Annotated in this window: 16 protein-coding genes; 3 read left to right on the top strand and 13 right to left on the bottom strand. The window is 59.9% G+C overall.

Annotation, left to right across the window (positions count from 1 at the left end; translation table 11 throughout):
* Positions 1-4: 4 nt before the first annotated feature.
* The gene (locus HF931_RS15625) at positions 5-814 is read left to right on the top strand and encodes an SDR family oxidoreductase (protein WP_273013891.1); all 810 of its coding nucleotides are present in this window, start codon (positions 5-7) and stop codon (positions 812-814) included.
* 4 nt (positions 815-818) lie between these two features.
* Here the strand turns inward: HF931_RS15625 and HF931_RS15630 are convergent, their stop codons facing one another.
* The 9 genes from HF931_RS15630 to HF931_RS15670 all read right to left on the bottom strand — a co-directional run bounded on the left by HF931_RS15630 (position 819) and on the right by HF931_RS15670 (position 11,872).
* Positions 819-1,886, bottom strand: coding sequence for a cell wall hydrolase (locus HF931_RS15630; protein ID WP_241764196.1), 1,068 nt, complete (start codon positions 1,884-1,886; stop codon positions 819-821).
* Between the two features lie 433 nt (positions 1,887-2,319).
* Positions 2,320-5,007, bottom strand: a complete 2,688-nt coding sequence (gene ppdK / locus HF931_RS15635) for a pyruvate, phosphate dikinase (RefSeq protein WP_273240975.1) — start codon at positions 5,005-5,007, stop codon at positions 2,320-2,322.
* A gap of 205 nt (positions 5,008-5,212) precedes the next feature.
* Positions 5,213-7,246, bottom strand: a complete 2,034-nt coding sequence (gene glyS, locus HF931_RS15640; RefSeq protein WP_273240977.1) for a glycine--tRNA ligase subunit beta — start codon at positions 7,244-7,246, stop codon at positions 5,213-5,215.
* An 85-nt stretch (positions 7,247-7,331) separates the two neighbouring features.
* On the bottom strand, positions 7,332-9,197 hold the full coding sequence (locus HF931_RS15645) for a caspase family protein (protein ID WP_273240979.1): 1,866 nt from the start codon (positions 9,195-9,197) through the stop codon (positions 7,332-7,334).
* A 69-nt stretch (positions 9,198-9,266) separates the two neighbouring features.
* Positions 9,267-10,163, bottom strand: a complete 897-nt coding sequence (locus HF931_RS15650; RefSeq protein WP_035553106.1) for a glycine--tRNA ligase subunit alpha — start codon at positions 10,161-10,163, stop codon at positions 9,267-9,269.
* 72 nt (positions 10,164-10,235) lie between these two features.
* Positions 10,236-10,373 (bottom strand): hypothetical protein, encoded by a 138-nt coding sequence (locus tag HF931_RS15655; protein ID WP_273240981.1) that lies wholly within the window; start codon positions 10,371-10,373, stop codon positions 10,236-10,238.
* 76 nt (positions 10,374-10,449) lie between these two features.
* A complete protein-coding gene (locus tag HF931_RS15660) occupies positions 10,450-11,133 on the bottom strand; it encodes a tRNA1(Val) (adenine(37)-N6)-methyltransferase (protein ID WP_162175993.1) in 684 nt (227 codons plus the stop codon).
* A gap of 44 nt (positions 11,134-11,177) precedes the next feature.
* The gene (locus HF931_RS15665; RefSeq protein ID WP_273240983.1) at positions 11,178-11,384 is read right to left on the bottom strand and encodes a putative signal transducing protein; all 207 of its coding nucleotides are present in this window, start codon (positions 11,382-11,384) and stop codon (positions 11,178-11,180) included.
* The gene (locus HF931_RS15670; RefSeq protein ID WP_035553099.1) at positions 11,381-11,872 is read right to left on the bottom strand and encodes a CC0125/CC1285 family lipoprotein; all 492 of its coding nucleotides are present in this window, start codon (positions 11,870-11,872) and stop codon (positions 11,381-11,383) included. Before HF931_RS15670 ends, HF931_RS15665 begins: the two co-directional genes overlap by 4 nt.
* 243 nt (positions 11,873-12,115) lie before the next feature.
* Between HF931_RS15670 and HF931_RS15675 the strand changes: the two genes are divergently transcribed.
* The gene (locus HF931_RS15675) at positions 12,116-13,072 is read left to right on the top strand and encodes a polyprenyl synthetase family protein (RefSeq protein ID WP_164473917.1); all 957 of its coding nucleotides are present in this window, start codon (positions 12,116-12,118) and stop codon (positions 13,070-13,072) included.
* On the opposite strand, the gene HF931_RS15680 is transcribed toward HF931_RS15675, so the two are convergent.
* From HF931_RS15680 to HF931_RS15695, 4 genes are read right to left on the bottom strand one after another with little or no spacing between them, the layout of a single operon-like run.
* Entirely contained in the window at positions 13,066-14,124 is a 1,059-nt protein-coding gene (locus HF931_RS15680; protein WP_273240986.1) for a glycosyltransferase family 4 protein, read from the bottom strand. The two genes, HF931_RS15675 and HF931_RS15680, sit on opposite strands and share 7 nt — an antisense overlap.
* A complete protein-coding gene (locus HF931_RS15685) occupies positions 14,121-14,993 on the bottom strand; it encodes a 4-(cytidine 5'-diphospho)-2-C-methyl-D-erythritol kinase (RefSeq protein ID WP_273240988.1) in 873 nt (290 codons plus the stop codon). Before HF931_RS15685 ends, HF931_RS15680 begins: the two co-directional genes overlap by 4 nt.
* A gap of 16 nt (positions 14,994-15,009) precedes the next feature.
* The gene (locus HF931_RS15690; RefSeq protein ID WP_273012401.1) at positions 15,010-16,770 is read right to left on the bottom strand and encodes a tetratricopeptide repeat protein; all 1,761 of its coding nucleotides are present in this window, start codon (positions 16,768-16,770) and stop codon (positions 15,010-15,012) included.
* Positions 16,771-16,811: 41 nt separating this feature from the next.
* Positions 16,812-18,026 carry an N-acetylmuramoyl-L-alanine amidase family protein gene (locus HF931_RS15695; protein ID WP_273012403.1) on the bottom strand — a complete coding sequence of 405 codons (1,215 nt, stop codon included), beginning with the start codon at positions 18,024-18,026 and terminating at the stop codon, positions 16,812-16,814.
* Between the two features lie 411 nt (positions 18,027-18,437).
* On the opposite strand from HF931_RS15695, the gene HF931_RS15700 reads away from it, so the two are divergent.
* On the top strand, positions 18,438-21,044 hold the full coding sequence (locus HF931_RS15700; protein WP_273240989.1) for an Rne/Rng family ribonuclease: 2,607 nt from the start codon (positions 18,438-18,440) through the stop codon (positions 21,042-21,044).
* Positions 21,045-21,091: the final 47 nt, after the last annotated feature.

Here is a 21,091-nt window from a genome sequence, read left to right on the forward strand (position 1 = left end):
GCCCATGAGTCAGGCGGGCGGTCGAAAGAGCATATTCATCACAGGCGCAGCATCCGGAATCGGGGCGGAGACCGCACGCTACTTCTCGAAGCGCGGCTGGTTCTGCGGTCTCTACGACGTGAACACGGATGGCCTGGATGAAGTAGAAGCCGAAATCGGCGCGAAGAATTGCATCAAGGCCAAGCTTGACGTGCGCAGCCGTGGCGACTGGGCGGGCGCCGTGAAAGATTTCGGCGACGCAACCGAAGGGGCGATGAATGTCCTGTTCAACAATGCCGGTATCGGCCGTCATGGCTGGTTTGAAAATATCACCGGCGAAGACAATGATGCGATCATCGACATCAATGTGAAAGGCGTCGTGAATGGCGTCCAGGCATCCCTGCCGCTTCTCAAGGCAACATCAGGCGCGCGCATTGTGAACACCGCCTCAACTGCGGGAATAGTGGGGTCGCCGCAACTCGCCGTCTATTCCGCAACAAAGTTTGCCGTTCGCGGGCTGACCGAGGCGCTCGATGCCGAGTTCCGGGATCTTGATATTCGTGTCACCAGCCTGATGCCGTGGTTCGTCGAAACCCCAATTCTTGAAATGGGAGATCGTGACGGCTCCAACCACAAGATGTCCGACCAGCTACGGGAAAACGGAATGAACGTGTATCCGGTTTCGATGGCCGCCGAACGCGCCTGGGAGGCCGCTCACGGCAAGGATCGGCATTACATGGTCGGAAAAGATGCAGAACGGGCCAGATTCATGTCGCGCTGGATGCCCGGCGCGATCATGAAGCGAGTCCGCGAGAGCGTACCCCCGCGAGACTAGATCTTCAGTTCAGGCCGCCTGTTGCGCCCGCCCCAGCGGCCGCGCGGGTAACCTGTGCGGTCTGGTAAGACGATACGTTCGACGATTTGCGAACCGCATTGAACTTTGGCGCGCCATTGGTGATCGTGCGCGTCGATGTCGTCACGGAGGCAGGCGCAAGCGTTGGCGCGGGTGCATCCATTGCAACTTTCTGAACCTTGGCCTCGTCCTGTGTCTTGATGACGGAAGTCGCGGCCGCGTTCACATCACGGTCAGCAGCGGCGGTGATCACACGCGCGCGCTTGTTATTGTAGTTCTGGCGGACTTGGGCCCATTCCGCTCCGCGCGGGAAGCGATAGAAGATGTGCAAGCCGATCTTGTCAGTCTTGATGAGGCCTGCGCTCCAGATCGGGTCGACATAGGTTGCGTGATAATGCGTGGCACCGCCCGTGCGCTCCTCATTGAGGTTCATCAGGACGTGGGCAGCAACCTTCTGGGATGTATCCCAATTGCGGCCACGCGGCGCGCGATTCATGGCCCCGTCACAGGTGAAAGTGAACTGGCAGCCCGTTGTGCGCGTGGCACCCTGGAAAACCACATCACAGATGCTGTCGGGATAGCGGTGATCACGAACGCGGTTCGCGATGACCTCAGCAACAGCCATCTTGCCGCCCAGCGATTCCGTGCCGGCCTCATAATAGATGGCCTGCGACAGGCATTTCGCCTCATCATTGATCTTTTCAGCGCGTTTGATGTGTTCCGGACGGAACGAAACCAGCGATGAAAGCGCTGCACCATCACGGTCGCGCATCGCATAGCGGCTCATGGAAGAATCGGTATCGCGCTTGAGCGTGTACTCCACCGTGCGAATCCATGGCGTATCCAGCAGGCTGGGCGTCATGGGGTCAGAGCGCACAGTCACGCCGCCATCCTCAATGGTGGCCAAGCGCATCGCCTCTGCACGGAAATCAGCTTCGGCGCGCTTCTCCAACTGGAGTTCGCCGATTACAGGCAGGGTCACAGTCGCAGCGACGGCACAGACCGCAATGGTCGCCCCGCGCACAACAATATCTCTCTGCTCTTCGTTCGTCATGGCCATCCACCAACGCTTGAGCTGCTCTTGGAGCCCACGCATTGGCGACAGAGTCGCCCTTCGTGGTTGAAGAACCCTTAACATCACCGCTCCCCAATCCCCCGGCAGGCGATATAATTTCCGCCATATGCAACCCGGGTGTTGTTGGTTTGTCTTAAATTGATGACCCCGATCAGGGCCTGATTTGGACTTCGATATCCATCTCTCACGCTACCTAGCAAGAAGCTGGCCAGATACGTGAATGACTTTTCTGTCAGGATAGATACAGCGCCTTCTGGCGATTTAAACCGCCACATGAGGAAAGAGCCGCCAAGTCGCTGTAATTACGCGGAATATTTCTGCAAATTTTATGAAATTCACCGCACTGCACAAAAAAGGGTGTTGCGTCGCCGCAACACCCAAGTTTTGAACGATTCGAGCGAATCCTGCCCGCTTATGCGTTCTTCAGCGCAGCATGTGCCGCGGCGAGCCGCGCGATTGGCACACGGTATGGAGAGCAGGATACGTATTCGAGTCCCGTAACGTGACAAAAGTTAATGGAAGCCGGGTCGCCACCATGTTCACCGCAGATGCCGAGCTTGATTCCAGGGCGGGTACTGCGGCCACGTTCGGCGGCCAGTTTGACCAATTCACCCACGCCAACCTGGTCCAGCGTTACGAACGGGTCCTTTTCGTAGATGCCCTTGTCCTCATAAGCCTTGAGGAACCGCCCCGCATCATCGCGGGAAATACCGAGCGTGGTTTGCGTCAGATCATTCGTGCCGAATGAGAAGAATGCTGCCGATTGGGCGATTTCACCCGCCTGGAGGGCTGCGCGTGGCAGTTCGATCATCGTGCCGACCAGGTAGTCCAGCGTCACACCGGTTTCAGAAAAGACCGACTGGGCCACTTCATCCACCACGGCCTTCAGGATCGCCAGCTCTTTATGCGTTGCGACCAGCGGAATCATGACTTCAGGAATCGGCTTGCGGCCGGTTTCCTTGGACACGTTCACAGCTGCCTCAAAGATGGCGCGAGCCTGCATCTCGTAGATTTCAGGATAGGTAATGCCGAGGCGGCAACCACGGTGGCCAAGCATTGGATTGCTCTCGTGCAGCTCTGCAGCGCGGCGGCGCAGCTCGTCCACATTCACGCCGGACGCCTTGGCCACATCTTCCATATCCGCATCGGTATGCGGCAGGAACTCGTGTAGCGGTGGATCCAGCAGACGGATCGTCGCCGGGCGATCTTCCAGAATGCGGAAAATCTCTTCGAAGTCGCTGCGCTGCATTGGCAGGAGCTTGTCGAGCGCCGCGCGGCGGCCGGTCTCGCCATCGGCGAGGATCATGGCACGCACTTCCGGGATACGCTCTTCTTCGAAGAACATGTGCTCGGTACGGCAGAGGCCAACGCCTTCTGCGCCAAACTCAACAGCGGTACGCGTGTCGAGCGGCGTTTCCGCATTGGCGCGCACTTTCAGCTTCCGGGCCTTGTCCGCCCAGCCCATCAGTAGACCAAAATCACCAGACAAGTCCGGCTGAACCATTTCAACAGCGCCCATCATGACCTGACCGGTCGCGCCGTCGACAGTAACTACGTCACCCTTCTTGATCTCCCGGCCCATGACGCGGAACACGCCGGCCTTGTAGTCGATCTGCAGGCCACCAGCGCCACAGACACATGGACGGCCCATGCCACGCGCAACAACTGCGGCGTGGCTGGTCATGCCGCCGCGCGCCGTGACGATGGCGCGGGAGGCGTGCATGCCCTTGATGTCTTCCGGGCTGGTTTCGACGCGAACGAGGATCACATCCTCGCCCTTTTCAGCCATGGCCCAGGCATCTTCGGATTCGAACACAACCTTGCCAACGGCTGCGCCGGGGCTGGCCGGAAGGCCCATCACGATCACGTCGCGCTTGGCATCTTCGGAAATGGTCGGGTGCAGCAACTGGTCGAGCTGGGACGGCTCAAGGCGCAGCACGGCCTCTTCTTCCGTCACAAGGCCCTCACGCGCCATGTCGACTGCGATCTTCAGCGCGGCGGCAGCAGTGCGTTTGCCGTTCCGGGTCTGCAGCATGTAAAGACGACCGTCTTCAACGGTGAACTCCAGATCCTGCATGTCCTTGTAGTGTTGCTCCAGCGTGTTCGCGACGTCGCGCAGCTGGGTGTAGACTTCCGGCATCGACTCCTCGAGCGGTGCGTCGGTTGAGCCCAGCGTATCAGCGCGCTCGCGAGAGATTGGTGCAGGCGTGCGAATACCGGCGACAACGTCTTCGCCTTGCGCATTGATCAGGTACTCGCCGTAGAAAACCGGATCGCCATTTGAGGGGTCACGCGTAAAGGCGACGCCGGTCGCGGACGTTTCGCCCAGATTGCCGAACACCATCGCCTGAACGTTCACCGCCGTGCCCCATTCCTCCGGAATGTCATTGAGCTTTCGGTATGTGATCGCGCGGTCATTCATCCAGGAACCGAACACGGCCGTGATCGCGCCCCAGAGCTGTTCCTTCGGATCATCCGGGAACGGGCGGCCGAGATTGTACTGAACGGCGTCCTTGTAGAGTGAGATGATCTTCTTCCAGTCATCCGCCGTCATCTCGGTGTCGAGCTCGTAGCCCTCGCGATCCTTGTAGTCGTCGAGGATATGCTCGAACTCGTCATGGCTGATGTTCAGCACGACGTTGGAATACATCTGAATGAAGCGGCGATAGGAATCATAGGCGAACCGCTCGCCAGCCTTCTTCGCCAGCCCCGCCGCAGCGTTTTCGTTCAGGCCCAGGTTCAGCACCGTATCCATCATGCCCGGCATCGAGGCGCGCGCGCCGGAACGAACGGACACGAGCAGCGGGTTTTCGGGATCACCGAAGCCTTTGCCGGTTTCTTTCTCGATGGCTTCCAGCGCGGCATCCACCTGCGCTTCCAGCGTTTCCGGATACTTCCGGTCGAGTTCGTAATACGCCGTGCAAACGGCGGTCGTGATTGTAAAGCCCGGCGGTACCGGCAGGCCAAGCTTGGCCATTTCTGCGAGGTTGGCGCCTTTGCCACCCAGCAGGTTTTTCATTGAGGCGTCGCCATCTGCGCTACCGCCGCCAAAAGCATACACCCAGGTTTCGTCTGCTGGTTTCAGTGCTGCTTCACCCATGAATTCTGCCTTCCGATACATAAGTCGAGTCCCCCAAGGATACTCGGGGGCGATTTGCAATTTCTATGCTGCATCGCAGCGCCATTGGCCAGTACCAGAAAGGGTACACTCAGCGTGACAACGTTGTTCGTGACACATTGGCGCGTTGGCGCTCAGGCGCCGCGTTCCAAACTGAGACATTGACCCGAAAACGCCTTGATCTGGATCAACCGTCGATACGGGAGAAATCAGCTACGCGATGCAGCGTTGCGCGAATTTTGGTCAGCAGGGCCAGGCGATTCGCCCGGACAGCGGCGTCATCATCGTTGACCATGACGGCCTCGAAAAACGCGTCGACCGGCGCGCGGAGCTTGGCCAGCTCGGCCATTGCGCCGGTGAAGTCTTCCGCCGCCAGAGGCCCTTCGATTGCTGCCTCAACATCCGCCAACGCCTTGCCCAGCGCCTGCTCCTCGGCGGGTCCCTTCGCGATCAACGAGTCATCGACAGAGAGGTCAGACGGCAGGTCGCCCTTCTTCTCCTCAGCCTTCAGGATATTCGCCGCACGCTTATAGCCCGCGAGAAGGTTCGCCCCGTCCTCGGTATCCAGAAACGCCCCCAACGCCTCGACCCGGCGCGTGATAAGCACAAGGTCGTCTTCGCCAAGGGCGAAGACGGCATCGATCAGGTCGTGTCTTTGGCCTTGGTCACGGAGGACTTGTTTCAGGCGGTCAGCGAAGAAGGAGAGGAGGTCGTTCGACACTTCCAGATTCGACTGAAGTTTCAGTCGAACTTCATTCTCCAACACAATCCGCACAACACCCAGCGCCGCCCGGCGCAGCGCGAATGGGTCTTTTGAGCCCGTCGGTTTCTCGTCAATCGCCCAGAATCCAACCAGCGTATCCAGCTTGTCGGCCAGTGCGACAGCGATGCCCACAGGGTCGGTCGGAACGGAATCGCTCGGACCCTGCGGCTTGTAATGGTCGCGGATGGCGTCGGCAACCGCCTCGGGCTCGCCTGCCTCCAGCGCGTAGTAGCGGCCCATGACGCCCTGCAGTTCCGGGAATTCGCCCACCATCTCCGAGACAAGATCCGCCTTGGCAAGGCGTGCGGCCCGTTCGGCCAGGTCCGGGTCCGCGCCCACTTTCGGGGCCAGTTCCCGCGCCAGCGCCGCAACGCGCTCCACCTTGTCGCCCAGCGAGCCAAGCTCCGCCTTGAACGCAATCGTGGACAGCTTAGCCGCCATCTCTTCCAGCGGCGTCGCCTTGTCCTTTTCCCAGAAGAAGCGGCCATCATCGAGACGCGCCGACAGGACACGCGAATTGCCTTCGGCCAGCTTCTTGCCGCCATCTGTCGCTTCGATATTCGCAACCACGATGAAATTCGGCGCGAGCTTACCGGTCTTCTTGTCGTTGACGGCGAAATATTTCTGGTGCGTGCGCATGGACAGCTGGATCACTTCCGGCGGCAGGCTCAGGAAGGCTGGATCCATGTCGCCCAGCACGACGACAGGCCATTCGGCGAGACCCACCACTTCTTCCAGAAGCCCGTTATCTTCGATCCACTCGAGGCCAGCGTCAGCGCAAACCTTCTCAATACCGGACAAGATCACTTCGCGGCGGGCATCACGCATCAACTTCACATGGCCAGCACCGGACAGGGATTCCTCATAGTCCTGGCGATCAAGTACCTTGTAAGGTCCGCGGCCGTGCACGCGATGGCCTTCGGTTTCGTTGCCGCTGGCCACGCCGTCGACCTCGAACGGCACAATCTTTCCATCCAGAACGCAGACAATCCGCTGCAGCGGGCGCACCCAACGCAGCTCACCTGTCCCCCAGCGCATGCTCTTGGGCCAGTGGAAGCCGCGAATGATGGCGGGCACGGCCTCGGCGATGATGTCTGTCGCGTCGCGCCCCGGCGTCTCGATCACGGCCACATAGAAGTCGCCCTTTTTCGGGTCTGAGCGCACTTCAGCCTGGCTGATGTCGCTGAGCCCCGCACCGCGCAGGAAGCCTTCGACTGCCTTGTCAGGCGCGCCAACCTTGGGGCCCTTGCGTTCTTCCTTCACATCGGCTGAGCGTTCGGACAAATCATCCACAAACACTGTCAGGCGGCGCGGCCCAGATGCTGTTTCCAGCGACGCCCAGCTCAGCCCGGCCTCGCCAAGCGCCTTTTCCAGCGCCGCACCCAGGTCCTGCTCGGCCTTGGCCTGCATCCGTGCGGGAATTTCCTCTGAGAAGAGTTCGAGAATCAGGTCTGCCATGAAGGGGTCCAGCCAGTAACTACAAGCTTGCACGGCATACTAGCGCGGGCGTCAGGGTCAAGCGCCAGACGTGCAGATGGGCGGATCAGTCCGCACCGAAGGTCAACTCCCACAATTGCAGGCCGCCCCCTTTCATGGAGACGAGCAGCCGCTTTCCGTCTGGCGAGAACTCAACCCAGTTCGCGCCATACATGCTGAGATCCTGCACACCCGCCAGAAAGGCTCCCGTCTCCGCGTCCCAGATCTTTCCGGACAGATCCATCGCGCTGGTCGCAACGAATTCCCCATCGGTGCTGAAGGTTGCGTTCCACAGGGGCGCTTCGTGTCCCGTCAGTTCCAGCATATTGCCGTCATCATCCCAGACACGCGCGCTCTTGTCGGCAGAGGCTACGAGAATACGGTCACCATTCGCGCTGAACGTGGCATAGGTCGCGGGCAATTCGCCGGATTCGACCATGCGCACCTGCTGACCTGTTTCCGCATCCCATACGCGCACCGTGCCGTCATTCGACGCCGTAACGATCTGGCTGGCATCGGCATTGTATCTGGCGGAGCGAACCGCAGCCGAATGCCCTGACAGTCGCAAAATTTCCTCGCCTGATCGAGAATTCCACACCCGAACGGTCTTGTCATAGGAGGCCGTGACCACCCGGTCCCCGAACGGACTGTATTCCGCATAGGCGACGACATTGTCATGCCCGTCCAGAACAAGCCGGGCTTCATCGCCCAGCGCGCTCCAGATGCGTGCCGTGCCGTCTTCAGACGCCGTGATGAGGCGCTCTTCATTTGGGCTGAACCGCACAGTCAGGACCGGCGCGGTATGGCCGTTCAGTTCGGTCGACTGGCCATAAAGGCTTGGCGTCATGCCGACGATCCAGAGACGCGCGGTGTGATCTGCTGAGGCACTCGCCACGAACCGACCGCTCGGGCTGTAGTCCACACCGTAGACTTCATCCGTGTGGCCGCTCAGGTCTCCGAACCAGGACACCGACTTCAACTGCAATCGCGTGCGGGCGCAGGGCGGATAGGCGAGATTTCGGCGCGCCACCTCGGCAAATTTCCCGTCAGGATACTTCTCAAGGTGCCGCGCATATTTGGTACAGGGATCAACCGCCGTGTAGCCGACGCTGGAAATCTCCACCCAGTCGACCGTTTCCTGATCAAGGGCGACATCGGTGTGGCATTCACCCGCGAAGCAATAATCCAGTGACACGTCCGAGTAGATGGCCGGTCGCTGCTCATGATTGATGGTCGACGCTAGCACGGCAACTTCGCTGCGCGTCTCGTCGACACTACGCAGAAGTGGAGTCTCCGGGTCGCCAAGGCGCGGCAACAGGCTGCGCGTGAAGACCGAATAGGGCGAGTCATCCTCCGGCCCCAGCCGGTCCAGCGCCTTCTGCCGGGCGCCTGCCGCATAGACAACGAGTGTGCCCGGCACGATCTCCAGCCGCGACAGGCCCCGCGTCACGCTGCGCGTACCCGTGTCGAAGGGATTGTCCCGGCAGGCATCAATGATGGCGAACAACAGGCCGGGCCTGCGCGCCTTGATCTCTGCCAGCACATCATTCGACAAAGACACCGTCTGGCGACGCAGGGCGAACTCCGATGATTCCAGCGGGGCATCCCTCAGGGCAAGGAAATTGTCAGCGCCGTCTGACCAGCCATGCCCGGAAAAGATAAAGGCAACCTCATCCCCCGGCTCTATGGATTGAAGGAAACCATCCAACGCCTCCAGAAACTCTATCGTACCCGGATCGATCAGGCGGGTGACCTCAAAGCCCAGCTGCCCCTCGAAAGCCTCGGAATATCCGGTCGCGTCGCCAGTTGTTTTCTGGAGGTCGGGCAGTTGCTCATAATCACCAACGCCGATGATCAAGGCGCGTTTGGTCTTGGCATCAGCGCCGAGCGCGACGCCCAGAAACATCAGGCAAATCAATATCCCGCGAAACATGACGCGTCCTCCCACGGGAGAAACTCTACTCCCACGGGCCGCAATGGACAAATGCGCGGGTCTTCGCCCTTAGGCGCCGGCGCCTTCCTGCTCAGCCCATTGCGCTGCGGCGCCTCGGGCAAGGTCGCGAACACGGGCGATATAGGCCTGACGCTCCGTCGGGCTGATCGCGCCGCGCGCATCAATCAGGTTGAAGGTGTGACTCGCCTTCAGGGCATAGTCGTAGGCCGGCAGCGGCTTACCCGCTTCGCGCAGGGCATTTGACTGGTTCTCGCAATCTGCAAACCAGCGCTTCAGCATTTCAACATCCGAATGCTCGAAATTGAAGGCCGATTGCTGGCGCTCATTCTCGAGGAAGACATCGCCATACGTCAGCGGCACTTCGCTGTCCGGATCGTTGAATGGCAGATGATAAACATTGTCGACGCCGAACACATACATGGCGAGGCGTTCGAGACCATAGGTCAGCTCGCCGGACACCGGAAACACGTCGAGGCCGCCAACCTGCTGGAAATAGGTATACTGGCTGACTTCCATCCCGTCGCACCAGACTTCCCAACCGAGGCCCCAGGCCCCTACCGTCGGGTTCTCCCAATCATCCTCGACAAAGCGAATGTCGTGGACGGTCGGGTCAATGCCGATGGCGTACAGGCTTTCCAGATAAAGGTCCTGAAGGTTGGCCGGGTTCGGCTTCAGGATAACCTGGAACTGATAGTAATGGCCAAGCCGGTTCGGGTTCTCGCCGTAGCGCGCATCCTTTGGGCGGCGGGAAGGCTGGACATAGGCGGCGCGCCACTCTTTCGGCCCAAGCGCCCGGAGAACCGTAGCGGGGTGCAACGTGCCTGCGCCGACTTCCATGTCGTAGGGCTGCAGGATCGCGCAGCCTTTCTCGGCCCAGTAATTCTGGAGCGTCAGGATAAGATCCTGAAAGGATTTCGGTTTGGCATGTGCCTTTGGTGCAGTCATGGCAGAAGTCCGGATATCAATATCGTGCCGGGTTACAGCCGCGCGCGGAACGAGGCAAGCATGGGAATGCGATCAGAACGACCCACGGGATTCGTCGTGGTCATTGCTGACACCGCCGCGCCCGGTGACCAGACGATAAAAGCCGCCATGACCCAGCATCGCCACCAGCAGGCCGACTATCAGGAAGCCAAAGAATAACAGGCCAAACATGACCATCTCCCTTTCTGCGCCCCGTCCTCATTTCGGAGCCTAACCCGCAAATGTGGCAATTCCCAGAGAAACCGGACTACCAGTCTATCGCATCGCCCTGACGGATAGCGGCGAGGCGAGCACTGGGCTGGCCATCCTCTGTGTGTGTGATCAATGGCGACAGCAAATGAACCTGCCCGCGTTTCAGCCCCTTACGTCCGCGCACGAGCACTCGACGGGCTTCTTCATCGCGTTTCGAAGCGATCGGCAGAACCCGGATTTCACCCGTCAGCCGGTCCAGCACCGACAGGATTCTCGCCAGCTCTGCGGCCCGGTGAATAATCACGATCGGCGCCCTGGGCTTGGCAGCAAACGCCATCGCCTTGATCCAGCCGTCCAGGCTGAGGGATTCGAGGTAGGCCGCCGCCTTCTCCGCACCCGGCGCGGAAATTCGGCCCGGCTCGAAATACGGGGGGTTGGCAAACACCACGTCAAACTGGTTTTCCTTGTCACGCACCCATTCTGCGGCATTTCCGGTTTCGATGTTCACGCGATCCTGAAACCCGTTCGCGGTCACCGACTGGCTGGCGAGCGCCGTCATGCCGGCATCGATATCGACACCCGTTAGCTGCATGGACGACAATCGGTAGGCCGCCGTGAGCAGCGCCCCGCCACATCCGCACCCGATTTCGAGAGCTGACCCATTCAGTTTTTCCGGGAGGGCCGCTGCGAGCACGAGCGAATCCGTGCTGGCCCGAAACCCTTTCTCGGGTTGGAACAATTTTACCCGTCCCTGGTATAGCGTGTCTTCTGTGACCCCCGGCACTAGCCCGGTTCGACTTCTGCCAGGGCGGTTTGCGCCGCGGCCGCCAGATCATCCGCGACCATTACGCGCCGGGGAAATGCACCGATATTCCCTTCAACTGCCGATATATGCTGGTCCGCGATAAAATACTGAATACCAGCTTCCTGAAGCAGATGTTCAATAAAGCTCAGCTTGACGAGGTCATTGGTACGAAAGACTTCCTTCATTCAGTCACCGTCCCGCGCAGATTTATGTCCACCGACCGCGCATCATAGGCGTTTGGTCGATCGGGCTTTTCGCCCGTGCCCGTCAGGATTTCCAGGACTTCGGTGACGGCTGGGCCGCTCCCGCCTCCAAGGGGGAAGCCAATCCCGACGCCTACGCCGACACCGCTGCTGCGGCCATAGGAACCAGAAGACCCTCCTATGGACACGCTGGAACCGGTCCGTCGGCCATCTGCCGATTGCTCGGTGTAGCTGTTGACGATTTCGAACCAGTCAGCACCTTCCTGAAGCGTCAGCTCGGCCGCGCGCAGCAAAGCCCGATCACGGGCTCGAGAGGCATCGGAATCAGTATAGGAAACCTGATACCGACCGGTTTCGATCTGCTGGCTGGAATACCCCATCTTCCCAGTGCCCGAAGCGGGCCCATAGGACTGGGTTGACGTGCATGCGGCAAGCATCGCTGCCGCAACGATCATTACATACGGCTTCATGAGTCAGACCTTTCCCGGTTTTTTCCTGTTTGGCAAATAGATAGCTTATCCAACGACCTGATCTGGGTCTGGTTGCGCCACAACTTCTGATATAGATGCGTCCGGGTGACACGGCGCGCTTGATGCGAACGTCTCGTAAGACTATTTCCCATTCCGACAGAGAAATGACGGGAGCCCTTGAACAACGTGACCCTTTCGCCAAAACCAAGAGGCAAAGAGGCCATCGGTTCCATTGTGGATCGCATGCAATCATTGGTCGCCGACGATCTTGCCCAGGTCGAGCACCTACTTGCGACTCGCGCCGCCAGCCCGATCTCCGTGATTCCCGACCTGTCCGGCTATATCGTGTCGGCAGGCGGAAAGCGCCTGCGCCCTCTCATCACTCTCATTTCGGCCTACGCTGTCGGCAAACCGAATACGGCAACGCACGCGCTGGCCGCTGCGGTGGAGTTCATCCACACGGCCACCCTTCTCCATGATGACGTGGTGGATGAAAGCGATTTGCGCCGGGGCAAGCCTGCTGCAAAGGCCATCTGGGGCAACAAGGCATCGATTCTCGTGGGAGACTTCCTGTTTGCCCGCGCGTTCAACCTGCTTGTTGAAACCAACAGCCTGGAAATCCTGAATCGTCTCGCCACGGCCTCGACCATCATTGCCGAAGGTGAAGTACGCCAGCTGGCAGCGATGCAAGCCCGTGACCTGCCGACAGAAGACTATCTCGCAATCATCGAAGCAAAGACCGGCGCCCTGTTCGAAGCGGCTGCTGAGACCGGCGCAATGTCTGCGGGCAGTGACGAACACGCGCATGCGCTGGCGACATATGGCAAAAATCTGGGCCTCGCATTCCAGATCGTCGACGACGCGCTGGATTATGGCGGAACGACATCCGTTATTGGCAAGTCCGTCGGCGACGACTTCCGCGAGTGCAAGATCACCCTGCCCGTGATCATCGCGAAGCGTCGCGGTTCTGATGAAGACCGCCTGTTCTGGGACCGGGCCATGAATCCGGAAACCCAGCAGGACGCAGATCTGGCCCATGCAGTTCACCTGATCCGCGCCACGGGAGCAGCAGAAGCTACCATACAAGAAGCTGAAGCCTACGCCGCACTCGCCAAAGGCGCGCTGAGGTCTCTGGAAAGTTCACCATACCGTTCAGCGCTGGAAGACCTTGCAGATTTCTGCGTCAGCCGCGCCTACTGAACCGGTCGGGACCGTTCCAGCCACCAGAATGCCGAGCCGATGGCAGCGAGCGCAGCCAGCGCAACAAATTGCAACGTCGGAAAACCATCCGGCGACGCCTCTGCTCCACCGAAGAGCGTCACAACGCCCATCACAGCGCAAATCAGCGACATGGCCCACCAGAATGCCGCTACGCTGATGTGGCCCCACCCCCGTGCGATCAGTCGCTGATAGGCATGATCGGTATGCGCCTGAAGCACATTGCGCCCCTTCAGACTGCGCCAGGCCAGCGTGAGAATAACATCAATGAGGAACGGCAAGGCCAACGTCACTCCAAGAAGAGCCGTGCGTACGCCGTCCATGCTGACGTCGAGATGGTACACGGCCATAAGACCAAACAGGCCCCCTGTGCCGAGTGATCCGCAGTCGCCGGCATAGAGAACCCCGCGCAAATTCCAGGCGAGGAATCCGAGCACTGCGCCAAAGAACGCAAATTGCGCGACGATAGCGAACTCGCCCAACGGGTCTGGAACACAATTGCCGAGACAGAGCATCAAAATCGCATAGAGTGGGAACAGCCCAACAGTCATGACTGCTGACGGGCCCAAAGCCAGTCCATTGGCACCGTCCATGAAATTCACGGCATTCGTAATCACGATCAGCCAGAGCACCACGCCGAGCCCGATCAGCCATGCCCACGGCTCGCCTGACAGGAAAAACGGCAGGGCCGCCGCGATGGCCCAAACGATCAGAAGAACCAGTTTCACCTTGGCAGACAGCCCAAGCCAATCATCAAGAAAACCGATTATCCAGGGGGCCAACACAAGCACGATCGCACCGCCAAGGGATGCCGGTGAAGCTCCGTTCAACAGGTCCACATCTGACGTGAGCATAAAGGCCGCGAAGGCCAAAATTAGAGCGCCAAGAATGCCGAGGCCACCGGTGCGTGGGACGGGCGCTTTTTGCTGTTTGCGGCCACCATCCGGCGCGTCGAGCAAAGGGAGTTTCCGAGCCACGCCGCAGAGGACAAATGAGATCAATGCGGCGCCAAGAGACAGGTAGGTGACCGTCACGCGGCATCCCCCAGTCCCGTCGCCCGAACCCACCAGTCGGGATACGTCGCAGCAATATCTTCCGCTGCAACGTCCGCGGCATCTCGCGTGTCGAACAGGGCAAAACAGGTCGCGCCCGATCCGCTCATCCGCGCAAGGCGCGCCTGCGGAAGTTCCGACATGGCTGCCAGAACTTTTCCAATTACTGGAACAAGGTCGATTGCCACGGGCTCCAGATCATTTCGCTGGGATTCAAGCCAGTCGATCATCGTGGTCGCGGTTTCGAACCGGGGAATGCGGGCCAACTCGGAGAAACCAGCGCCTGCACCTGCTGCGTCAAAAGCTTTAAACACCGCACCTGTCGGGCAATCCACGCCGGGGTTCACCAGAACTGCCGGGAGGGTCGGCATTTCTTCCTGAACAAGAACGCGCTCGCCTTCGCCCTGCATCAGAGCTGTGCGTCTAGTCAAAGCCACCGGAACATCTCCCCCCAGCGGCACAGCCACCTGTTGAACAAGGTCGGCATCAAGCGACCAGAGGTCCCGCAACAATCGAAGCGTTGCCCCGGCATCCGCCGATCCGCCACCGATCCCGGCGGCCACGGGCAAGTGCTTGTCCAAGGTCAGGGCAGCACCGCGCATTTTCCCGCTGGCTTCAAGCAGGGCATTCGCTGCGCGAAGCACCAGATTGCGCTCATCGATCTCAAGCCCTGCGGACCGAGGGCCCGTAACATTCAAGGTCAATTTGTCTGCGGTCTCCACGCTCACCCGATCTGCGGCTTCAGGACCGGCAAACATGACAAGCGAATCGAGAGGGTGGCGCCCGTTCGCCTGAACCTCACCGACATGCAGGAAAAGATTGACCTTGGCGGGGGCAAGCGTTGTTGGCATTCGATCTGTAGGCATTCTATCGTGGTTGGAGGGGGAGAAGCATTGAGCCCTTGTCGGATTCTGCCTGCTTCACCACCGGCTCAAGCGGACCTGCAGTCAGTTTCGCTTCAATGACGTCCCGCTGCTCAGCGGCAGGATCAAGCGACAAGGTACGCCGCCACTGGAACTTTGCTTCCAGCTTGCGGCCCGCTTGCCAATAGGCGTCTCCGAGATGGTCGTTCAGCACTGGATCACCCGGCTCTAGCTCCACGGCCCGCTCCAGATGTTCGACAGCCAGGTCATAGTTGCCCAGCCGATAGTGAGCCCAGCCGAGACTGTCGATGATGTGACCGGAATTTGGTGCCTGCTCGGCAGCGCGCTGGATCATGTTCATGGCCTGATCAAGATTTTCGCCCCGATCCACATAGAGATAGCCAACATAGTTGAGCAAAGACGGATCGTCGGGCTGCAGGGCAAGTGCCTTCAGCAAATCCTGTTCGGCCTGATGCCACTTTCCCAGAGATTCACGAGACGCGCCGCGCGCAAAGAACAGTCGCCAGTCTTCTCGCCCCTGTCGTGCATCGTCGCTTATTGTGCGAGTGAGGAGACGATCTGCCGCCTCCTGTCGCCCGAGCGTGCGATAGAGATCAGCGATCTGGACCTTGAGGCCACGATCCGACGAATTCTCCAGGGCATCCTGAGCAACAGCAAGTGCGGATTGATCGCGCCCGCTATTGTGCAGGGCCCAGGCGATCTGGCCGCGAGACGTACCGTAAAAGGCTGAACTCTCCGGAATGCGCACGAGGACTGAAATGGCCTCTTCCCATCGTTCTGCATTTGCGAGCGACTGGGCCCAGAGTGATCGGGCCACATGGAGATCCGGGTCCAGTGCCAGCGCGAGAACGAAATAGACTGCCGAGACGTCATCATCAGTCTGGCTCATCAGCGCCGCCGCAGGCACGTAGATCGCCAGCGCAGCGCCCTCTTCCGGCTTCAGTCGGCGAACCTTGATCTTGTCTCCGCGCTCAATCGCTTCATGAAGACGCGCAATAGCGGCGTTGTGGCCAATTTCCCGGTCAAATTCAGAAAGCATCGCCAACGCTTCGGCGCGCTGTCCTCGATAGGCCAAGAGTTGCGCATGCGCTTCGACACCGACCGCCAGCCTCGACCCTGTTTCCCAAAGCGACTCAAACACGGCAAGCGCCTGATCATCATTGCCGGCTGACAATTCAATCAGGCCCATCATGTAGAGCGCAGCGCTATCCAGTCGCGGGTCTCCGCTCAAACCGTCTTCCAGGTAGCGAACCGCCGCGCCGGTTCCTTCCGATTCCACCACGCGCCAGGCAGAAAGACCGCGCGCGATCATACGATTGAACGGGCCAAACCGGCTCTGCTCCAGCATGGTTTGCGCATCGGCATCCCTGCCTCGTCGCAAGGCATCAACCGCCAGAGTAAGCCGTACCAGAGCTGCGTCACTGCCAAGCAGATTGGCCCGCTGGGCGACACGCACGCCTTCCGGATATTCACCGGAAAGAAGTGACGCGAACAAGGCCCGGTCCGCGATACCGGATTTCTCCGGCGCAGTATCAATCGCGGATGCATAACGCTCCGCCGCCATCTGGGGATCGTTCGTCATCGCCGCAAAGCGAGCAATCAGGAAATCGCTATAGGCTTTTGCTTCGTCGGGCCGGGCATCTTTGATCAAAGACGAGTCGAAAGGCGAATGGCCACCCATGCTCGCGCAAGCCGTCGAAACCGCCAGAACTGTAGATGCCGCAAGGAAACGAAACAAATTCATCCTGCAAGCTTCTCAGCTACAACGCCACGCCGCAAGGAGATTCACCCGTTGGCCTCTTGCCCGGCCATCAGAATGTCCTGCTTGTCAAAGAAACGGTCGATGCCGCGTTTCACAGCGCTCATGGCCTTGCGAATGCCCTGTTCGGATTGAAGGCGCTTGGCATCTTCCCTGTTCGTCAGGAAGCCCATCTCCAACAGAACTGCTGGCACATCAGGGGCGAGCAGTACGTAAAAGCCAGCCTCGCGGTGGGTATTCCGCAGGACTGGTCCTGATTTCTCCAGTTCCGGCAATAGCATCTCCGCGAATTCGGAAGAGCGCGTCTTGGTCTCGCGCTTGACCAGGTCTTCGAGGATGCTGCTCACGCGTTGGGGCGCGCCGTCTTCCAGAGGAATTCGCCAATTGTTGCGATTGGCTTCCTTGTCGATCCGGCGTTCGCCGCTGGCGCTGATCGTGTAGACAGATGCGCCTGACACTGTCCGGCTGCCCGCTGCATCCGCATGCAGCGAAATGAACAGGTTCGCGCCCCAGTCGCGCGCCATGCTGACCCGCACTTCATGATCCACATAGACATCCGTGTCTCGGGTCAGGCGCACCGTGTAGCGCGGGTCTGACTCGAGAATTTTCTTGAGCGTGAGGGCGGCGCGGAGCGTGATGTCCTTTTCCCTGCCACCGGTTATCGCCATCGCGCCGGGGTCCTTGCCCCCATGCCCGGCATCAATGACCACCGTATAGGTCTTCTCGGAGACGCGGCGGGATGCTGGCAATGGAGCATCGGGACGCAATGCCGCGAGTTCAGCGGCCAGTTCGCTCTTGCGCCGGTTGTCCTGATAGGATGCGAGCTTGCGCATATCGCGTTTGGCCACGCTGCTGAAGCGGGCATCCGAAACGGCCTGAAGGTCGATAATGATTCGATGTGAAGGCTCATTCCCGGCCGGAGGCAGTGCCAGGACGCGCGCAACCATCAATGGGCGATCAAGGGCGAAACTAAGTGTGCCTTCGGAAAGCGCCCAGGTCGCGACACCGCCGCGACCATCCCCGGCAGCAGGTGTTACATCCCCCTGAATCGGAACGATCAGGCTGCGCGCTTCACCTGATTGTGCGAGGAATGCACGTCCTTCCTGCTCACTATCGGCCCAAACGGTGATTCGCGTTGGCTCGCCATTGCCGACGACTTGCACGCGGCTGATATCGGCCGAAGCGGCAAATCCCCCACCCGCAAAGGCGATCACAAGGAAAACAAGGCGTAAAAGCGTCATCAGGAATCCACATTGTCCGGATTGAAGGCACTTCCTATCAGACCGTTTATTAACCCAGCATTGACCATAGGAAACGTATTACACAGCCTCAGCGTCCTTTTTGGTCTTTTCTTGAGAGTCAAAATTGGGCAGTATCAGATGGTAGTAGCCAATCAGGCCTACCAAGCAAGTTTCCCAACGTCGCGACAGCGATCCCGGCTTCACCGAAAAGGCAAGCGGGCGCCGCGCTCCGGAAAGCAGAGAATATGTACGCGGGTGCAGTAGTCAAAACCGGTTTTCCTGTACTGCCCAAGGGGCAGTCGGGCCGGTGTGACCGCATCCTCCCCTTAAATTTCCAGTCCGGCCCTGCGGCTGGCTCAAGGCGCCATGTCGCGTCCAGAGCTGCTGCGCCGGCTCACAAGGTTCCTTTACATGAGCAAACTCATGCTAATCGACGCCGCGCATACGGAAGAGACCCGTGTCGCGATCGTCAACAATGGTCAGGTGGACGACTTTGACTTTGAAACCACCGGCAATGAACAACTTCGAGGAAATATCTATCTAGCAAAAGTCACGCGTGTAGAGCCGTCTCTACAGGCCGCTTTTGTTGAATATGGTGGCAATCGCCACGGCTTTCTCGCCTTCAGCGAGATCCACCCCGACTATTACCAATTGCCAGCGGAAGATCGCGAGGCCCTTCTGAAAGAGGCCGCGGAAGAAGCTGCGGCGCAAATCGACGATGATGACGATGGCGACGCAACAGACGCCGACGATTCAGACTTCGACGAATCGGAAAACGACGCCGACGACGAGTCTGACGACTCGGATAACTCTGAAGACGAGAATGGCGAGGCGAAAGCCGAAGCTGCGCCGCGCCGCAAGAAGGCCAGCCGCGCGTCCATTTCCAAGCGCTACAAGATCCAGGAAGTCATTCGCCGTCGTCAGGTGATGCTGGTTCAGGTCGTCAAGGAAGAGCGCGGCAACAAGGGCGCGGCGCTCACGACTTACCTGTCCCTCGCCGGACGCTATTCCGTTCTGATGCCAAACACACCGCGCGGCGGCGGTATTTCCCGCAAGATCGTGAATGGCGCAGACCGCAAGCGCCTGAAATCCATCGTATCCGAGCTGGACGTGCCGGAAGGCATGGGCCTGATCGTCCGCACGGCTGGCGCCAAGCGCACCAAGGGCGAGATCAAGCGTGACTACGAATACCTCTCGAAACTCTGGGAAACCATTGTTGAGAAGACGCTGACCTCTGAAGCCCCGATGCTGATCAACGCCGAAGGCGGACTGGTCCACCGAGCCATGCGGGACATGTTCGACAAGGAGATCGAAGAGGTTCTGGTTCAAGGCGAAGACGCCTATCGCGAAGCGAAAGATCTCGCCAAGCTGATCATGCCGAGCCAGTCCAAGAAGGTTCAGCAATGGAAGGAAGAAGATCCGCTCTTCGTGGCCGAAGCCGTCGAGCAGCAGCTTGATTCCATCTACTCCCCGACCGTACAGCTGAAATCCGGCGGATATCTCGTCATCAACCAGACCGAAGCACTGGTGGCGATTGACGTGAACTCCGGCAAGGCCACACGCGAACGCAACATCGAACAGACAGCCCTGCGCACCAATCTGGAAGCCGCAGAGGAAGCCTGCCGTCAGATGCGCCTGCGCGATCTGGCTGGTCTCGTCGTGATCGACTTCATCGACATGGACGAGAACAAGAACAATCGCGCCGTCGAGAAAAAGCTGAAAGAACACCTGAAGGTAGACCGCGCCCGCGTACAGCATGGCCGGATCTCGCAATTCGGCCTGATGGAAATTTCCCGTCAGCGGCGTCGTCAGGGTGTGCTGCAGGCAACCTCCGATCCGTGTGAGGCGTGTAACGGCACAGGCCGTCGCCGCTCCATTCCGTCAGCGGCATTGCAGCTGATCCGGGCCATCGAAGCGCGCGCGTCGATGGGCGGCCTCAAGGCAATCTCCGTGAAGGCGCCAACCGATGTGGCGCTCTACCTGCTCAACAACAAGCGGGAAGCCCTGATCGAGGTGGAGCAGATGGCCGGCTTTGCCGTCTCCATCCATTCCTCCGAAGACATGCTGCCCGGCGATTTCGTCATTGATGCGGAGCGCGACCCGAACGGCAAGCCCAAGAAACGCAAGCCCCCTCGCTCCCTCGCCAAGCCGACCAAACAGGTCGTCACGGAGGAGGATGAGGACGAAGCCGACGAAGAGACGGTCGAGGCCTCCTCCGATCAGGAAGAAGAATCCGGTGGCAGCCGTCGCAAGCGACGCAGACGCCGTGGTGGTCGTGGCCGCAAACAGGATGCCGCCGAGTCCCACGATACGGAATCAAATACCGATGAGGACGACGCCAGCGACGAGGATGACGAGACATCCGACGCCTCGGCGGAGTCAGGGGACGGAGACACAGAGGATGGCGCGCCTCGCAAGCGCCGCCGCCGGGGCCGTCGCGGAGGTCGCCGGCGGCGCCGGTCTTCCGACAACCGCACCGAGACAGCCGATGGAGCGCCAACAGATGGCGGCGCCTATCTGGACGGCCTCGCTGCGAGTGCTGCGGAAATGCTGGACGATGTTCCGCCCAGCGAAGCGAAAGTAGAGGCCGAGCCAACGCCCGCACCGGCGGAGGCCGAACAAGCGGAAGCCACCTCGGACACACCGAGTGACTCCTCCAGTGAAGCCGCAAACGAAACCTCAGGCGAAGCACCTGCTGACCAGGACGAAAAGCCCGCCAAGCCCAAGCGTCGTCGCTCCCGGTCCCGGAAGAAAGACGTTGCTGAAAGCACTGACGACGCAGCGCCCGAAGCAAGCTCTGATGAACCTGAACAGGCGGAACCTGCTGCCAGGGAAGACGCGGCGGAGCCAGTTGCTGAGGTGGTTGAACCGTCCGTAGAGGCCCCTGCTCCGGAGCCGGAAGCTGAACCTGTCATGGCAGAGCAGCCTGCCGCCACATCTGAGCCGGAGCCTGCACCGGAACCCGCCAAGAAGGCCGAACCCAAACGCACCGGCTGGTGGTCCCGCGCCAAACGCTAGGACAATCAGAGAGCTGAACAAAAAAGGCCGGAGCAGTAATGCTCCGG

The organism is Hyphomonas atlantica corrig. (assembly GCF_017795365.1).
Taxonomy (GTDB): Bacteria; Pseudomonadota; Alphaproteobacteria; order Caulobacterales; family Hyphomonadaceae; genus Hyphomonas; species Hyphomonas atlantica.

Excerpts from the sequence above, each read along its gene's own strand:
- HF931_RS15650 (WP_035553106.1), bottom strand. The coding sequence starts at position 10,163 with ATGACTGCACCAAAGGCACATGCCAAACCGAAATCCTTTCAGGATCTT.
- HF931_RS15670 (WP_035553099.1), bottom strand. The coding sequence starts at position 11,872 with ATGAAGCCGTATGTAATGATCGTTGCGGCAGCGATGCTTGCCGCATGC.
- HF931_RS15655 (WP_273240981.1), bottom strand. The coding sequence starts at position 10,373 with ATGTTTGGCCTGTTATTCTTTGGCTTCCTGATAGTCGGCCTGCTGGTG.
- HF931_RS15625 (WP_273013891.1), top strand. The coding sequence starts at position 5 with ATGAGTCAGGCGGGCGGTCGAAAGAGCATATTCATCACAGGCGCAGCA.
- HF931_RS15630 (WP_241764196.1), bottom strand. The coding sequence starts at position 1,886 with ATGACGAACGAAGAGCAGAGAGATATTGTTGTGCGCGGGGCGACCATT.
- HF931_RS15685 (WP_273240988.1), bottom strand. The coding sequence starts at position 14,993 with ATGCCAACAACGCTTGCCCCCGCCAAGGTCAATCTTTTCCTGCATGTC.
- HF931_RS15675 (WP_164473917.1), top strand. The coding sequence starts at position 12,116 with ATGCAATCATTGGTCGCCGACGATCTTGCCCAGGTCGAGCACCTACTT.
- HF931_RS15645 (WP_273240979.1), bottom strand. The coding sequence starts at position 9,197 with ATGTTTCGCGGGATATTGATTTGCCTGATGTTTCTGGGCGTCGCGCTC.
- HF931_RS15690 (WP_273012401.1), bottom strand. The coding sequence starts at position 16,770 with ATGAATTTGTTTCGTTTCCTTGCGGCATCTACAGTTCTGGCGGTTTCG.
- HF931_RS15695 (WP_273012403.1), bottom strand. The coding sequence starts at position 18,026 with ATGACGCTTTTACGCCTTGTTTTCCTTGTGATCGCCTTTGCGGGTGGG.
- glyS (WP_273240977.1), bottom strand. The coding sequence starts at position 7,246 with ATGGCAGACCTGATTCTCGAACTCTTCTCAGAGGAAATTCCCGCACGG.
- HF931_RS15665 (WP_273240983.1), bottom strand. The coding sequence starts at position 11,384 with ATGAAGGAAGTCTTTCGTACCAATGACCTCGTCAAGCTGAGCTTTATT.
- HF931_RS15700 (WP_273240989.1), top strand. The coding sequence starts at position 18,438 with ATGAGCAAACTCATGCTAATCGACGCCGCGCATACGGAAGAGACCCGT.
- ppdK (WP_273240975.1), bottom strand. The coding sequence starts at position 5,007 with ATGGGTGAAGCAGCACTGAAACCAGCAGACGAAACCTGGGTGTATGCT.